Below are 14,996 nucleotides of genomic sequence, written 5' to 3'. Positions count from 1 at the left end.
CCGGGCCGTCATGCTGACGGAAGAAGACGTTGCTGCATCGCCGCCCTGTCTGCATCCCGCCGTTCGGAAAGGGATAAATGTATTGGCTTTCCTCAAACGAAGCCGCAAAACCAGCGCGCGATCCAAGCATAAGTTGAAGAAACGCGAAGCACTGCTGCTCAACTCGTACAATTCACGAAACGTGGTAAACAACTCGTTAAGTTTGGCGGAAATCTTTAACCTTTTATTTCGGTTCTGCTGTCCCGCAGCCTGATATTCTTGCGCGCAGGCAGCGCCGCGTTACTTGGGTGAATGAAGGGATGTCGGTCACGTGCGGCACGCTACCCCGCATCGGCTTCACCAAAATTTCAGCGCGCCTCACAAATTTGACGTTTACGCAAACGTCAATATTTTGTAAGAGTATGACAGTGGCCGGAATCTAAAGGTCCGGCGACGAATTGGAGGAATTCGAGAAATGCCAGTCTACAAGGCCCCCGTGAACGATACGCTCTTCGTCCTGAACGATGTGCTCGGGCTGGAGCGCTACAACAATCTTCCGGGTTATGCCGATGCGACGCCAGACATGATCGAGGCGATCGTAGGCGAGGCGGCCAAGATGTCGGAAGAGGTGCTTTTCCCCCTGAACTACTCGGGCGATCAGGAAGGCTGTGTGCGCCATGACGATGGCACGGTGTCGACGCCGAAGGGCTTCAAAGAAGCCTATCGCGCCTATCGCGAGGGCGGCTGGCTGGGTCTTGCCGTGCCGGAAGAATTCGGCGGGCAGGGGCTTCCCTATGTGCTGCACTGCGCCGTCGGCGAATATACCTCCGCCGCCAACATGTCGTTGATGATGTATCCGGGCCTAACGCAGGGCGCGATCGCAGCGATCCTCGTTCACGGCTCCGATGAACAGAAGCAGACCTATCTGCCCAAGATGGTCGAGGGCAGCTGGTCCGGCACCATGAACCTTACCGAGCCGCATTGCGGCACCGATCTCGGCCTCCTGCGCACCAAGGCGGTGCCGCAAGCCGACGGCAGCTACAAGATCTCCGGCCAGAAGATTTTCATTTCCGCCGGCGAGCACGACATGACGGATAATATCGTCCATCTCGTCCTTGCCCGCATCGAAGGTGCGCCTGAGGGCACCAAGGGCATTTCGCTGTTCATCGTGCCGAAGTTCCTCGTCAAGGAAGACGGTTCGCTCGGCGCGCGCAATCCGGTCTCCTGTGGTGCCATCGAGCACAAGATGGGCATTCACGGCAACGCCACCTGCGTCATGAACTATGACGAAGCCACCGGCTTCCTGATCGGCGCCGAGAACAAGGGCCTCAACGCCATGTTCGTGATGATGAATGAGGCACGCCTTGGCGTCGGCCTGCAGGGTCTCTCCATCGCCGAAATCGCCTATCAGAATGCCGCCAACTATGCCCGCGAACGCATCCAGGGCCGCTCGCTTTCCGGCCCGAAGGCGCCGGACAAGAAGGCCGATCCGATCATCGTCCACCCCGATATCCGCCGCTCGCTGATGACGATCCGCGCCTTCAACGAGGCCGGCCGCGCCTTTCTGCTCTGGACGGCGCTGAAGTCCGATATCGCCCATCGCTCCCCGGACGAAAAGGACCGTCAGGCTGCAGACGATATTCTTGGCCTCGCGACGCCGATCCTTAAGGGCGTCATGACCGACAAGGGCTTCGAACATGCTGTCATGGCGCAGCAGGTCTTCGGCGGCCATGGCTATATCGAAGAGCATGGCATGAGCCAGTATGTCCGCGATGCCCGCATCGCCATGATCTATGAAGGCGCCAACGGCATCCAGGCGCTCGATCTCGTCGGCCGCAAGCTGGCGCTGAACGGTGGCCGCGCCGTCATGGCTCTATTCAAGGAAATCGGCGATTTCTGCGAGGAAAACCGCAACGACGAGCAGATGGTTTTCTTCACCAAGCATCTGAAGAAGGGCTTGAACGACGTGCAGGCCGCGACCATGTGGTTCATGCAGAACGCCATGGCCAAGCCCGACAACGCCGGCGCCGGCTCGACCGACTACATGCACCTCTTCGGCCTCGTCGTCCTCGGCTATATGTGGGCGAAGATGGCGAAGGCGGCGCAGGATGGCCTTGCAAGCGGCGATACCGCGCGCGAGGATTATCTGAAGAACAAGCTTGTCACGGCGCGGTTCTACATGGAGCGCATCATGCCGGAAACGGCATTGCGCAAGGCCCGCATCGAAACCGGCGCCGACACGATGATGGAACTGGCGGCGGAAGCCTTTTGATCAAGGCGGCGCTTGCCGCTGCAGGGAGATGACACATGACCGAGGTTTTCATTTACGACCACGTGCGCACGCCGCGCGGGCGCGGCAAGAAGGATGGGTCGCTGCACGAAGTGCCCTCCGTTCGCCTTGCCGCCAAGACGCTTGAGGCACTCCGCGACCGCAACGGCCTCGACACCGAGACGGTTGACGACATCATCATGGGCTGCGTCGATCCGGTCATGGAAGCCGGCGCTGTCATCCCGAGAGGTGCCGCCTTCGAGGCAGGCTATTCCACCAAGGCCCCCGGCATGCAGATTTCCCGTTTCTGCGCCTCGGGCCTCGATGCCGTGAATTTCGGCGCGGCGAAGATCGCGCAAGGTGCCGATGATATCGTCATCGCCGGCGGTGTCGAAAGCATGTCGCGCGTCGGCCTGGGCATGTCCGGCGGCGCATGGTTCATGGATCCCTCGGTCAACTTCCCGGCCTATTTCATGCCGCAGGGCGTATCGGCCGATCTTATTGCCACCAAATACGGCTTCTCGCGCGATGATGTCGACGCCTATGCCGTCGAGAGCCAGAGGCGCGCGGCCAATGCCTGGGAAAAGGGCTACTTCAAGAATTCGGTCATTCCGGTGAAGGACATCAACGGCCTGACCATTCTCGACCGCGACGAGCATATGCGTCCCGGCACCGATATGCAGGCGCTCGCCTCCCTCAACCCGTCCTTCCAGATGCCGGGCGAGATGGGCGGCTTCGAGGCTGTCGGCATTCAGGCGCATCCGGAAGTCGAGCGCATCAACTACGTCCATCACGCCGGCAATTCCTCCGGCATCGTCGATGGTGCCGCTGCCGTGCTGCTCGGCTCCAAGGCGGGCGGTGAGAGCATGGGCTTGAAGCCGCGCGGCCGCATCAGGGCCTTCGCCAATATCGGTTCCGACCCGGCGCTAATGCTGACCGGCCCGGTCGACGTCACCGAAAAGCTCTTGAAGCGCACCGGCATGACGCTTGCCGATATCGATCTTTTCGAGCTGAACGAAGCCTTCGCCGCAGTCGTGCTGCGCTACATGCAGGCATTCGAAATTCCGCATGACAAGATCAACGTCAATGGCGGCGCGATCGCCATGGGCCATCCGCTCGGCGCGACCGGCGCGATGATCCTCGGCACAGTGCTTGACGAACTGGAACGCCGCGATCTCAACACCGCGCTGGTCACGCTTTGCATCGGCGCCGGCATGGGTACCGCCACGATCGTCGAACGCGTCTGAGGAGGGAAACCAATGGCTTACACAAATTTCACCGTTGAGACCGACGCAGACGGTATCGCGCTCGTCACCTGGGACATGCCCGGCAAGTCCATGAACGTCTTCACCGCCGAAATCCTCGAAGAGCTGAACGCCATCATCGACACGACCGTCGCCGATGCCGCCGTCAAGGGCGTGGTCTTCACGTCGGGCAAGTCCTCCTTCTCCGGTGGTGCCGATCTCTCGATGATCAAGTCCATGTTCTCCTTCTATCAGGATGAGAAAGCGAAGGACCCGGCCGCGGCCGCGAAGAAGCTCTTCGATCTCGTCGGACGCATGACCGGCCTCTTCCGCAAGCTCGAAACCTGCGGCAAGCCATGGGTATCGGCCATCAACGGCACCTGCATGGGCGGCGCTTTCGAGCTGTCGCTGGCGTGCCACGGTCGCGTCGCGTCAAGCGCCAAGAGCGTCAAGATCGCGCTGCCTGAGGTCAAGGTCGGCATCTTCCCCGGTGCCGGCGGCACGCAGCGTATCGCGCGCCTGACGGATGCTCAGTCGGCGCTGCAGATGATGACGACGGGCCAGTCGCTGACGGCAGCCCGCGCCAAGGCGATGAACCTCGTGCATCAGGTGGTCGAGCCGGACCAGCTGATCTCCGCCGCCAAGCAGATGATCAAGGACGGCCTGAAGCCCGTCGCCCCCTGGGATGAAAAGGGCTTCAAGGCACCAGGCGGCGGCATCTGGACGCCTGCCGCAGCCCAGCTCTGGCCGGCAGCACCCGCCATCCTGCGCCGCGAAACATCGGGTAATTATCCCGCTGCACTCGCCATCCTCAAATGCGTCTATGAAGGCCTGCAGGTTCCCTTCGATACCGGCCTGAAGATCGAGCAGCGCTATTTCACCCATGTGCTGCAGACCACCGAAGCCTATTCGATGATCCGCTCGCTGTTCATCTCCATGCAGGAACTCGGCAAGGGCGCTCGCCGCCCTGCAGGCCAGCCGAAGACGGAGCTGAAGAAGATCGGCGTCGTCGGCGCCGGTTTCATGGGCGCATCCATTGCCTATGTTACCGCCGCCGCCGGCATTCCCGTCACGCTCATCGACCGCGATATCGAAGCCGCGACGAAGGGCAAGGGTGTCGGCGAGGGGCTGGTCAAGGATTCGATCGGTAAGGGGAGGTTGACGCAAGATGAGGGTTCAGCCCTGCTTTCCCGTATCACGCCGTCGGCCGATTATGCCGATCTGAAGGATGCCGATCTCGTCATCGAGGCTGTGTTCGAGGATCGCGAAGTCAAGAAGGCCGTCATCGAGGCTGTCGAAGCCGTGCTGCCCGCTGGCGCGGTCTTCGCCTCCAATACCTCGACGCTGCCGATCACCGGGCTCGCGAAGAATTCCAAGCGCCCGGCCGATTTCATCGGCGTCCACTTCTTCTCGCCGGTCGAGAAGATGATGCTGACCGAAGTCATTCTCGGCAAGGAGACCGGCGATCATGCGCTCGCCGTCGCGCTCGACTATGTCGCCGCCATCAAGAAGACGCCGATCGTCGTCAACGACACCCGTGGCTTCTTCGTCAATCGCTGCGTCTTCCGCTATATCCACGAAGCCTATGACATGCTGATCGAAGGCGTGCCCGCTGCCATGATCGAGAATGCCGCCAAGATGGCCGGCATGCCGGTCGGACCGCTGGCGCTGAACGACGAAGTCGCCATTGATCTTTCCTACAAGATCCTGAAGGCGACAGTCGCCGATCTCGGCGAGAAGGCGGTCGACCCACGTCACATGCAGCTCGTCACCGGTCTGGTGGAGCGTGAGGGACGTCTGGGCCGAAAGAATGCCAAGGGCTTCTACGACTATCCGCCGAAGCCGGCGAAGAAGTCGCTCTGGCCGGGCCTCAAGGATCTCTATCCGCAGAAGAAGGCCGATGATGTCGATGTCGCCGTGCTGAAGCAGCGCTTCCTCGCCACCATCGCGCTCGAGGCAGCGCGCACCATCGAGGAAGGCATCGTCACCGATCCGCGCGAGGCCGATGTCGGCTCCATCCTCGGCTTCGGTTTTGCGCCCTATACTGGTGGCGCGCTGTCCTACATCGACGGCATGGGCGTCAAGGCTTTCGTCGAGCTCTGCGAGAAGCTGGCAGCCGCCTACGGCCCGCATTTCCAGCCGACCGCGCTGCTGAAGGACATGGCGGCGAAGGGCGAGACCTTCTACGGGCGTTTCGATCCCTACCGCGTCGCGAAGGCAGCTTGAGCCAGCAGCCATCTGGTCAGCGTAAATGGTGGGCCGCTCCTGTCGGGAGCGGCCCTTTTTCATTCGTCCTCGAGAGGTTCGCCAAGCGGGAAGTGTTATGTAAGTGTATTATTACGCAACACTCAAGAGCTTTTCCCGACTGGATCGCAAGGCAACGACGCCCCAGCCGATGAGCAGAAGGATTGCCGCCGCATAGATGTCGGCGGCCTCGGTAAAGCCGAGTGCTTTCGACAAAAAGCCGGCGAGGATGGCGGGTACGCTGAAGGCGAGGTAGCTCTGGATGTAGAAGGCCGAGAGCAGCCCGGCGCGCTCGTCCGGCTTTGCCAGCGGCATGATACTTCTAACGGTGCCGAGGAAAGCCGCCCCGAAGCCCGAGCCGGCAATCAGAGTTCCCAAGGCGAGGATCGGCACTTCAGCCGCATGCATGCCGGCGATAATGGTCAGTATGCCGAGGGCCATGGTCGGTATGCCGAACTTCATGATCGTGGCGGCGGATCTCTTACGCAGCAGGAAGACGGCGGCAGCACCGCTGATTGTCAAGGCCGCGACCACGGAGCCGCCCACCAGCGGCGCCGTGCTGCCGGTCGTCGCGCTGACGAGCGAAGGCACCAGCGACAGATAGAAGCCGGCAAGCGCCCAGACGGCGCTATTGATCGGCGTCAGCGCCAGCAGCGTCCGGCGCGCCTGCGGGGGAACGGCGATTTCCGGCTTCAGCGATGCGAGTACGCCGGCCCGCCGGTTCGTTGTCTCCGGCACCAGCCATAGCAGCGCGGCCTGCAGCGCCAGCAGGGCAAGCGTGACGATATAGACGAGCACGGTTGGGGCTGGCGCGAACTGCATCAGCAGGCTTGTGCCGAGCGCGCCGATCGCCATGCCGGCAAGCGGGGCAAGGCTGTTGGTGATCGATCCCCTGATCGGATCGAGATCGACAAGGGCGGCACCGATGGAACTGACTGCGGTGCCCGTGGCAAAGCCCTGCACGATGCGGGCGGCAATCAGCCAATCCGGACCTCTGGCCATTAAAAACAGCGCTATCGCCACCATATTGAGGAGGATCGAAGCGAAGATCACCGGACGGCGGCCGAGATGGTCGGAAATCGAGCCGACGATGAGCAGCGCGGCGAGGAGGGAGAAGGCGTAGACGGCGAAGATCACCGTGAGCAGCACCGGCGAGAAGGCGAAGGCCTGCTGGTAAAGGCGGTAGAGAGGCGTCGGTGCGGATGAGGCGGCCAAAAACAAGGCGCTGGTTGCGGCATAATAGGCCGGCGCCAGGCGTCTTGCTGGTGAAATCGGCGTGCTGGCGGTGGAATCGAGCGAGGTCATCGATTATATCCTGCCTAAAGCTAAAACATTGCGTTAGGTGGATATAGGTCGCCTGATGTATAAAAGCAAATAATTTGCGTTAGTGAATGCCTCTTGGTCATTCACGATCGGCAAAAGGGAAAGATTGGCAAGGGCCTATGGGCTACAGAGAAAATCCCCGTCCCGGCGGACGCAGCGCCAGAGTGCAGGCTGCCGTGCATCAATCCGTCCGCGACATGCTGGCAACGATGGATCGCGCCGATGTGACAATCCCCCTGATTGCGCAGCGTGCCAATGTCACGCCGTCGACGATCTACCGTCGCTGGGGCGATCTTCAACAGCTTCTGGCGGATGTGGCGGCGTCGCATCTGCAGCCGGAGGGTGAGCCGGCCAGCATCGGCAGCGCCCGTGAAGATTTGGAGGCCTGGGTCGAACAATATGCCGATGAGATGGCCTCCGGTGTCGGCCGGCAAATGCTGCGCGACGTTCTTGCGGCAGCCGACAGCGCAAATGCGGAAAAATGCGGTACCTACACGCGGTATCAACTTGCCGTTTTCATTGCCCGGGCTGAGAAGTGCGGCGAGCCCTTTCCCACCTTGACGGACCTGATGGATCACGTCATCTCGCCGATCATCTACCGCATCCTCTTCGATCAGGCGCCCGGCTCCGACTGCGTTCGCAGGCTCGTTGCGAAGGTAATGCCGGAGAGCGCAGCCGGTACTTGATGCGCAATCGGCAATGCCGAGCGACTCACTCGATCTCCGCTAAGCATATTCAGTGGCTCCGGCTTGGTTGCTCGCAACTGACGAACAAGTAGTCGAACATATGCACGATAAAGTTGCCAAAGCTGCGAAATTATCATGGGATATGCATGCCTGGACGAGGCTCGCGGTCAATTTGCTGTTGAAAAATAAGGAAAAAGATGGTGCTAATTATCATCAGTGAATTCAACGGCAACGCGAAGGGGATTGCTCAATGCTTAATGAATTCAAGGCATTTATCGCCCGTGGCAATGTCATGGATCTCGCAGTCGGCGTGATCATTGGCGGCGCTTTCGGCGGCATCGTGAAATCGTTGGTTGACGATATCATCATGCCGATCGTCGGTGCGATTTTTGGCGGCTTCGATTTTTCGAACTACTTCGTCGGCCTCGCTTCGGGGGTCAATGCACCGACGCTCGCTGCCGCCCGCGCCCAGGGTGCGGTTCTCGCTTACGGTAGCTTCATCACCGTCCTCATCAACTTCCTGATCCTCGCCTGGATCATCTTCCTCATGGTCAAGGGCGTGAACGCTCTGCAGGCCCAGGTCGCTCGCAAGGAAGAGAAAGTTGCCGAGGCAGCGCCGCCGCCGGCCGACGTTCAGCTGTTGACGGAAATCCGCGATCTTCTCGCCAAGCGCTGACACGTTTCACTTAATTTCTTTGCAAGCCTCGGTCCGAAAGGACCGAGGCTTTATTCATCACTAAAATCGATCGATCGCTAAGGCAAAGTCATGGGATTTGTCCGCTGCTCTGCTTTATGAAGGCAGAAACCGGAGACTTTGCATGTCGATACTGAACAGCCTCAGCCCACGCGCGCTCGCAGCACCCGAAAGCGGGATCGTCGAAGTGGTCAATTATGCCCGCGGCCGCGAGGGTCTGCTGCCGCTCTGGGTCGGCGAGGGCGATCTGCCGACGCCGGATTTCATCAATCGCGCGGCTATGGCCTCGCTCAATGCCGGCGAAACCTTTTACACTTGGCAGCGCGGCATTCCGGAGCTGCGCCAGGCGCTTGCCGATTACTATGGCCGGCATTTCGGTACCTCCCTGCCGATGGAGAATTTCTATGTCGTCGGCTCTGGTATGCAGGCGATCCAGCTTTCCGTGCAGGCGATCACCTCTCCCGGCGACGAGATGGTCTATCTCTCTCCGGCCTGGCCGAATATCGCCGCGGCATTGGAGATTGCGGGCGCCCGTTCCGTCGCTGTGCCGCTACAGTTCGAGCACGGCAAATGGTCGCTCGATCTCGGGCGGCTGGAGGCAGCGATCACGCCGAAAACCAAGGGTCTCTTCATCAATACCCCATCCAACCCGACCGGCTGGACGGCGACCCATCAGGATCTCCGCGATATTCTGGCATTGGCGCGCAAGCACGATCTCTGGATCATGGCCGACGAAATCTATGCGCTGTACTATTACGCTGGTGGCCGCGCGCCGAGTTTCCTGGATGTGAAGGAAGCCGACGACAAGATCCTCTTCGTCAATTCCTTCTCGAAGAACTGGTCGATGACCGGTTGGCGCGTTGGCTGGATCGTTGCGTCAGCCGAGCTCGGACAGGTGATCGAAAACCTCGTGCAATATTCGACCTCCGGCGTCGCGCAATTCATGCAGAAGGGCGCGGTTGCCGCGCTGAACGAGGGTGATGATTTCGTCCGCTCCAACATCGCCAAGGCCACTCGCTCGCGCGATATCCTCTGCGACGCGTTGATTGCCACCAATCGCGTGCAGACGCTGAAGCCGGATGGCGCGCTCTATTCCTTCCTCAGGATCGACGGCGTCACCGACAGCCGCAAGGCGGCCATAGACATCGTCGACAAGACCGGCGTCGGTCTGGCGCCCGGGACGGCCTTTGGAAAGGGCGGAGAGCTGTTCATGCGCGCCTGCTTTCTGCGCGATCCCGTGCAGGTTGCGGATGCTGCGGAAAGGCTGAGTCGGTATATTTTGGGGCTGTAGGAGCTAGCCGTTCTGTTGCGTTAGCAACTTCCCTTTAGTCTGTCCGCATACCCCCCTCTGTCACTGTCGCGACATCTCCCCCACAAGGGGGGAGATCGTTTGGAGTTTGCAGCCGCCCTTAACAATGCGATGCGCTTCAGTTTCTCCAGATACAAAATTGACTTGAGGTGGGTTGGTGCCGCAAGTTTCCAATCTCCCCCCTTGTGGGGGAGATGTCACGAAGTGACAGAGGGGGTGAACACTCTCCGCATCACGCGATTCAGCGATTCCATAAAATGCAATCGATCCGCGAAAGACCACTCTAACCATTCCCGCAATCTTTCCCGCCCCACCTCCCGCCTTTAATCAATTTCGCAGGGGAAGCGGCCTCATATGGTACCGACAAGACTTGGCGGGGACGCGACGAATGACGGTGTTGGTAACGGGCGGAGCCGGATATATCGGCAGCCACATGGTCTGGAGATTGCTTGATGCGGGCGAGGACGTTGTCGTCCTCGATTGCCTCTCCACAGGCTTTCGCTGGGCGGTGCCGCCGGCTGCCCGTTTCTATCTCGGCGATGTCGCCGACGAAGCGCTGCTGTATCAGATTTTCGCCGAAAACGACATAGAGGCCATCATCCATTTCGCCGGTTCGGCGGTCGTGCCGATGTCGATCGAGGATCCTCTCGCCTACTATGAGAACAATACCGGCAAGACCCGCATCTTGATGAGCGCCGCCGTCAGGGCCGGCATCCGCCATTTCGTTTTCTCGTCCACGGCTGCCGTCTATGGTCAGCAGCCCGCGGATCGGCCGGTCAGCGAAAATGCGCCGCTGCGGCCCGAATCCCCCTATGGCCAATCCAAGCTGATGTCCGAGCTGATGCTGCGCGATGCTGCCGCAGCCTATGACTTCCGCTATGTGGCGCTGCGTTATTTCAATGTCGCTGGCGCTGATCCAGAGGGGAGGGCTGGTCAGTCGACCGATGGCGCCACCCATCTCATCAAGGTCGCCTGCGAGGCAGCCCTTGGCCGCCGCCGCCAGGTGGATATCTACGGCACCGACTATGCCACGCATGACGGCACCGGCGTCCGCGACTATATCCATGTCAGCGATCTCGTTGAGGCGCATCTCATGGCGTTGCGACATCTGCGCGATGGCGGGCGGTCATTGGTCGCCAACTGCGGTTATGGCCACGGCTATTCCGTGCTTGATGTGCTCAACATGGTCATGCGCGTCCATGGCCGCGCCTTCCGCATCCATATCGCGCCGCGCCGGCCCGGCGATATGGCGAGCATCGTTGCAGATGCGACGCTCGCCCGGCGCGAATTGGGCTGGGCGCCGAGATACGACAGCCTGGAAGCGATCGTGCGCTCCTCGCTGGATTGGGAGCTTCGCCTTGCCGAGCGTGTGGGCTTCGATGCTGCCGGAGCCGGCAGGATCTACGCCGCCCCGAGCATGTCGTAGCCGGGAGCGACTTCAGCCGTCGCTACTTCTCCAAGGTCCCAGAAAAGCCGGCGCGTTCTTGCGCACAGCCTCCGCCAGAAAATCGATGACGGTGCGCACGCGCGGCGATTGGCGCAGGTCGCGGTGGCAGGTGATCCAGTAGTGGCGCTTGAGATCCACCGCATGCGGCAGGACTACCTGCAGGTCCGGATGCTTGCCGGCGATGAAGAACGGCAGCACACAGAGCCCCTGGCCGTTCTTCGTCGCCGTCAGCTGCGCAAAGATGCTTGAGCTCTGGAACTGCGGTCTGATGCGCGGGTGGACGTCGTCGAGATAGTCCAGGCCCGGCGCGAAGATCATATCCTCGATATAACCGATGAAGGCGAAGTCAGGCAGGTCATCGCGGCTTTCGATTGGCGGATGGCGGGCAAGGTAATCGCGCGATCCGTAGACCTGTAGGTGGTAGTCCGTCAGTTTCTCGGTGAAATAGGGGCCAGCTTTCGGCGGGTCGAGCACCACGACGATATCGGCCTCCTTGCGCGAGAGCGACATGATCTGCTGAATGGTGATCAGCTCGAGCGAGATATTCGGATGCCTGGCGGCGAACTCCGGCAGGACGCCGGTGAAGAAGAAATTGGAAAACCCCTCTGGCGCGCTGATGCGCACGACACCCCGTTGTGCCGCCGATCCAGCAGAAAGATCGGCACGAAGACGTTCCGTTTCCTGCTCCATGTGCTCGGCGGTATCGACGAAGCGCTGTCCCATGCTGGTCAGCATGTAGCCGCGTGGATTGCGCTCGAAGAGCTTGACTTTCAAGGCGAATTCCAGCCGGTCGATACGGCGTGAGACCGTGGCGTGGCTGCTGCGCAATTGTCGCGCCGCAGTCGAAAGCTGCCCGGTTCGCGCAACGGCGAGGAAAAACTGCAGATCGTCCCAGGTAAAGTGCGGTGTGCGCTTCATGCATCCTCCTCTGTTCAAAAATGAACAGACCTTGTTTGGAATTAGTTGCAATCGCGACTTGCGTCAACGCGCGAATTCCGTGATCTTGCCTCTCGGGAAAAGTCGTTTTGAGGAAAGCGGCTGGCCAATTTTGAACAGATTCATTTTTGCCAAATCTCTGGGAGGAGAGGATATGCGAAAGAGTCTTATTGCGTCCCTGGCATTTCTGCTTGCAACCAGCACCGCGGCCTTCGCCGCCGGCGCGTCCGATGGTGTCGTCAAGATCGGCATCCTCAACGACCAGTCCGGCGTCTATGCGGACTTCGGCGGCAAATCGTCGGTCGAGGCCGCCAAGATGGCTGCCGAGGATTTCGGTGGCAAGGTTCTCGGCGTGCCGATCGAGATCATCGATGCGGATCACCAGAACAAGCCCGATATCGCCTCCAACATCGCTCGCCAATGGTATGACCAGGACAAGGTCGACGCCATCATGGAGCTGACGACCTCTTCGGTCGCGCTCGCTGTGCAGGCGGTCGCCAAGGAAAAGAAGAAGATCGACATCGTCACAGGCGCTGCCACGACCGATCTCACCGGCAAGCAATGCTCGCCCTACGGCTTCCACTGGGCCTATGACACCCATGCTCTGGCCGTCGGCACAGGCGGCGCGCTGGTCAAGCAGGGTGGCGACACCTGGTTCTTCCTGACTGCGGACTATGCCTTCGGCTACTCCCTCGAGCAGCAGACCAGCGATTTCGTCAAGGCCAGCGGCGGCAAGATCCTGGGTTCCGTCCGCCACCCGCTGTCGACCAATGATTTCTCGTCCTTCCTGCTGCAGGCGCAGTCGTCCGGCGCCAAGGTGATCGGCCTTGCCAATGCCGGCCTCGATACGTCCAACGCCATCAAGCAGGCTTCCGAATTCGGCATCACCCAGGGCGGTCAGCATCTGGCGGCGCTGCTCTTCACGCTGGCCGAAGTTCACGGTCTCGGCCTGCAGGCGGCGCAAGGTCTGACGCTGACGGAAGGCTATTACTGGAACCTCGACGACAAGAGCCGCGAGTTCGGCAAGCGCTTCTTTGCCCGCACCGGCAAGATGCCGAACATGATCCATGCCGGCACCTATTCAGCAGTGCTGCAGTACCTGAAGGCTGTGCAGAAGGCCGGCACGGACGATACCGAGGCCGTCGCCAAGCAACTGCACGAAATGCCCGTCGACGACTTCTTCGGTCGTGGCGGCACGGTCGGCGCCAACGGCCGCATGATCCACGACATGTATCTGCTTCAGGTCAAGAAGCCGGAAGAGAGCAAGGAGCCGTGGGATTACTTCAACGTACTGGCGACGATCCCGGGCAAGGAAGCCTATATCGATCCCGCCAAGAGCGGCTGCGACCTCGTCAAGCAATAGGGCTTGGACCAGCCTATGGCGATGTCAGCGACACATCTGCATGAAGAGCCCCGGGTGGTCTTGTCCGCCCGGGGACTGCGACGCGATTTCGGCGGCTTCACCGCCGTCAAGAATGTCGATCTCGACGTACAGCACGCTCGCGTCCACGCGTTGATCGGGCCGAACGGCGCTGGTAAGACGACGGTGTTCAACCTGCTCACCAAGTTCCTGCAGCCGACGCATGGCACGATTACGCTGCTCGGCACCGATATTACCAAGACAAGACCCGACAAGGTCGCGCGCATGGGTCTCGTGCGCTCCTTCCAGATCTCGGCCGTCTTCCCGCATCTGACGGTGCTGGACAATGTCCGCGTCGCCCTGCAGCGGCCAAACAATCTCGCCCACCAGTTCTGGCGGCCGCTTTCGGCACTCGACAGCCTCAATGCGCGTGCCGAACAGCTCATTGCCTCCGTCGGCCTCTCGAAGGAGCGCAATGCTATAGCGGCCGATCTTTCCTATGGCCGCAAGCGCGTGCTGGAGATCGCAACGACGCTTGCACTCGACCCGAAGGTGCTGCTGCTCGACGAGCCCATGGCCGGCATGGGGCTGGAGGACGTGAACACCGTCTCCGCCATCATCCGCGATGTCGCTCGCGACAGGGCTGTGCTTATGGTGGAGCACAATCTCTCCGTCGTTGCCGATATCTGCCACCATGTCACAGTCCTCCAACGCGGCGAGATCCTGGCTCAGGGCGACTATGCGACCGTCAGCCGCGACCCCCGCGTTCGCGAGGCCTATATGGGCACGGAGGAGGCTTGACGATGGCGCCGCTTCTGGAAGTTCAGGGTCTCAATGCCTGGTATGGCGAAAGCCACATCCTGCACGGCGTCGATATGCGCGTGGGCGAGGGGGAAACCATCACCATCCTCGGCCGCAACGGCGTCGGCAAGACGACGACATTGCGCACGATTGTCGGCATCGTCCGCGCCCGCAAGGGCAGGATCGCCTTCGCCGGCAAGGATATGATGCAGGTGCCGCTGCACAAGACGGCGCATCAGGGCATCGGCTTCGTGCCGGAAGAGCGCGGCATCTTCTCCACGCTCAGCGTCTACGAAAATCTGATGCTGCCGCCTGTTGTCGCCCCCGGCGGCATGACGCTCGACGAGATCTTCGAGTTGTTTCCCAATCTGCACGAGCGGCGCAACAGCGTCGGCACAAGGCTTTCGGGCGGCGAACAGCAGATGCTTGCCATGGCCCGCATCCTGCGCACCGGCGTCCGCATGCTGCTGCTCGACGAGCCGACGGAAGGCCTGGCGCCCGTCATCGTCCAGCGGATCGGCGAAGTCCTGCAGAAGCTGAAAGGGCGCGGCATGACCATCTTGCTGGTCGAACAGAATTTCCGCTTTGCGAGCCGCATCGCCGATCGCTTCTATCTGATGGATCATGGCCAGATGGTCTCGGAATTTCCGGTCGGCGAACTCACAGAGCGCATGGATATGCTGCACAAGGTTCTGGGGGTCTGA

12 protein-coding genes are annotated in these 14,996 nt (G+C 60.8%); 10 read left to right on the top strand and 2 right to left on the bottom strand.

The window, feature by feature from the left end; all coding sequences use genetic code 11:
* Positions 1 to 454: 454 nt before the first annotated feature.
* The 3 genes from AC13Q5_RS21310 to AC13Q5_RS21300 are packed head-to-tail and all read left to right on the top strand — an operon-like array spanning position 455 to position 5,718.
* Positions 455 to 2,251: an acyl-CoA dehydrogenase C-terminal domain-containing protein gene (locus AC13Q5_RS21310; protein WP_488503059.1), complete on the top strand. Its 1,797-nt coding sequence runs from the start codon at positions 455 to 457 to the stop codon at positions 2,249 to 2,251.
* Between the two features lie 35 nt (positions 2,252 to 2,286).
* A complete protein-coding gene (locus AC13Q5_RS21305) occupies positions 2,287 to 3,495 on the top strand; it encodes an acetyl-CoA C-acetyltransferase (RefSeq protein WP_075855262.1) in 1,209 nt (402 codons plus the stop codon).
* A gap of 12 nt (positions 3,496 to 3,507) precedes the next feature.
* A complete protein-coding gene (locus AC13Q5_RS21300) occupies positions 3,508 to 5,718 on the top strand; it encodes a 3-hydroxyacyl-CoA dehydrogenase NAD-binding domain-containing protein (RefSeq protein ID WP_488503058.1) in 2,211 nt (736 codons plus the stop codon).
* Positions 5,719 to 5,829: 111 nt separating this feature from the next.
* Here the strand turns inward: AC13Q5_RS21300 and AC13Q5_RS21295 are convergent, their stop codons facing one another.
* Positions 5,830 to 7,041, bottom strand: coding sequence for an MFS transporter (locus AC13Q5_RS21295; RefSeq protein WP_488503057.1), 1,212 nt, complete (start codon positions 7,039 to 7,041; stop codon positions 5,830 to 5,832).
* A 137-nt stretch (positions 7,042 to 7,178) separates the two neighbouring features.
* Here AC13Q5_RS21295 and AC13Q5_RS21290 point away from each other — a divergent pair, with 137 nt between their 5' ends.
* From AC13Q5_RS21290 to galE, 4 genes are all read left to right on the top strand, one after another.
* A complete protein-coding gene (locus AC13Q5_RS21290) occupies positions 7,179 to 7,745 on the top strand; it encodes a TetR-like C-terminal domain-containing protein (RefSeq protein WP_488503056.1) in 567 nt (188 codons plus the stop codon).
* 250 nt (positions 7,746 to 7,995) lie between these two features.
* The gene (gene mscL, locus AC13Q5_RS21285; protein ID WP_075855254.1) at positions 7,996 to 8,421 is read left to right on the top strand and encodes a large conductance mechanosensitive channel protein MscL; all 426 of its coding nucleotides are present in this window, start codon (positions 7,996 to 7,998) and stop codon (positions 8,419 to 8,421) included.
* A gap of 142 nt (positions 8,422 to 8,563) precedes the next feature.
* On the top strand, positions 8,564 to 9,730 hold the full coding sequence (locus AC13Q5_RS21280; protein ID WP_488503055.1) for a pyridoxal phosphate-dependent aminotransferase: 1,167 nt from the start codon (positions 8,564 to 8,566) through the stop codon (positions 9,728 to 9,730).
* A 406-nt stretch (positions 9,731 to 10,136) separates the two neighbouring features.
* On the top strand, positions 10,137 to 11,174 hold the full coding sequence (galE, locus tag AC13Q5_RS21275; protein ID WP_488503054.1) for a UDP-glucose 4-epimerase GalE: 1,038 nt from the start codon (positions 10,137 to 10,139) through the stop codon (positions 11,172 to 11,174).
* A gap of 12 nt (positions 11,175 to 11,186) precedes the next feature.
* Here galE and AC13Q5_RS21270 read toward each other — a convergent pair whose 3' ends face one another.
* Positions 11,187 to 12,113, bottom strand: a complete 927-nt coding sequence (locus AC13Q5_RS21270; RefSeq protein ID WP_457878706.1) for a LysR family transcriptional regulator — start codon at positions 12,111 to 12,113, stop codon at positions 11,187 to 11,189.
* Between the two features lie 172 nt (positions 12,114 to 12,285).
* On the opposite strand from AC13Q5_RS21270, the gene AC13Q5_RS21265 reads away from it, so the two are divergent.
* Genes AC13Q5_RS21265 through AC13Q5_RS21255 form a run of 3 tightly spaced genes read left to right on the top strand, consistent with a single transcriptional unit; the run spans position 12,286 to position 14,996 of the window.
* Positions 12,286 to 13,494: an ABC transporter substrate-binding protein gene (locus tag AC13Q5_RS21265; protein WP_075855246.1), complete on the top strand. Its 1,209-nt coding sequence runs from the start codon at positions 12,286 to 12,288 to the stop codon at positions 13,492 to 13,494.
* 15 nt (positions 13,495 to 13,509) lie between these two features.
* Positions 13,510 to 14,292, top strand: coding sequence for an ABC transporter ATP-binding protein (locus tag AC13Q5_RS21260; RefSeq protein ID WP_488503053.1), 783 nt, complete (start codon positions 13,510 to 13,512; stop codon positions 14,290 to 14,292).
* 2 nt (positions 14,293 to 14,294) lie between these two features.
* Positions 14,295 to 14,996, top strand: coding sequence for an ABC transporter ATP-binding protein (locus AC13Q5_RS21255; RefSeq protein ID WP_075855243.1), 702 nt, complete (start codon positions 14,295 to 14,297; stop codon positions 14,994 to 14,996).

This window comes from Martinezella sp. CNPSo 3964 (assembly GCF_057784375.1).
Note: the sequence above shows the minus strand (reverse complement) of the source record. Positions and strands in the feature narration are given on the sequence as shown.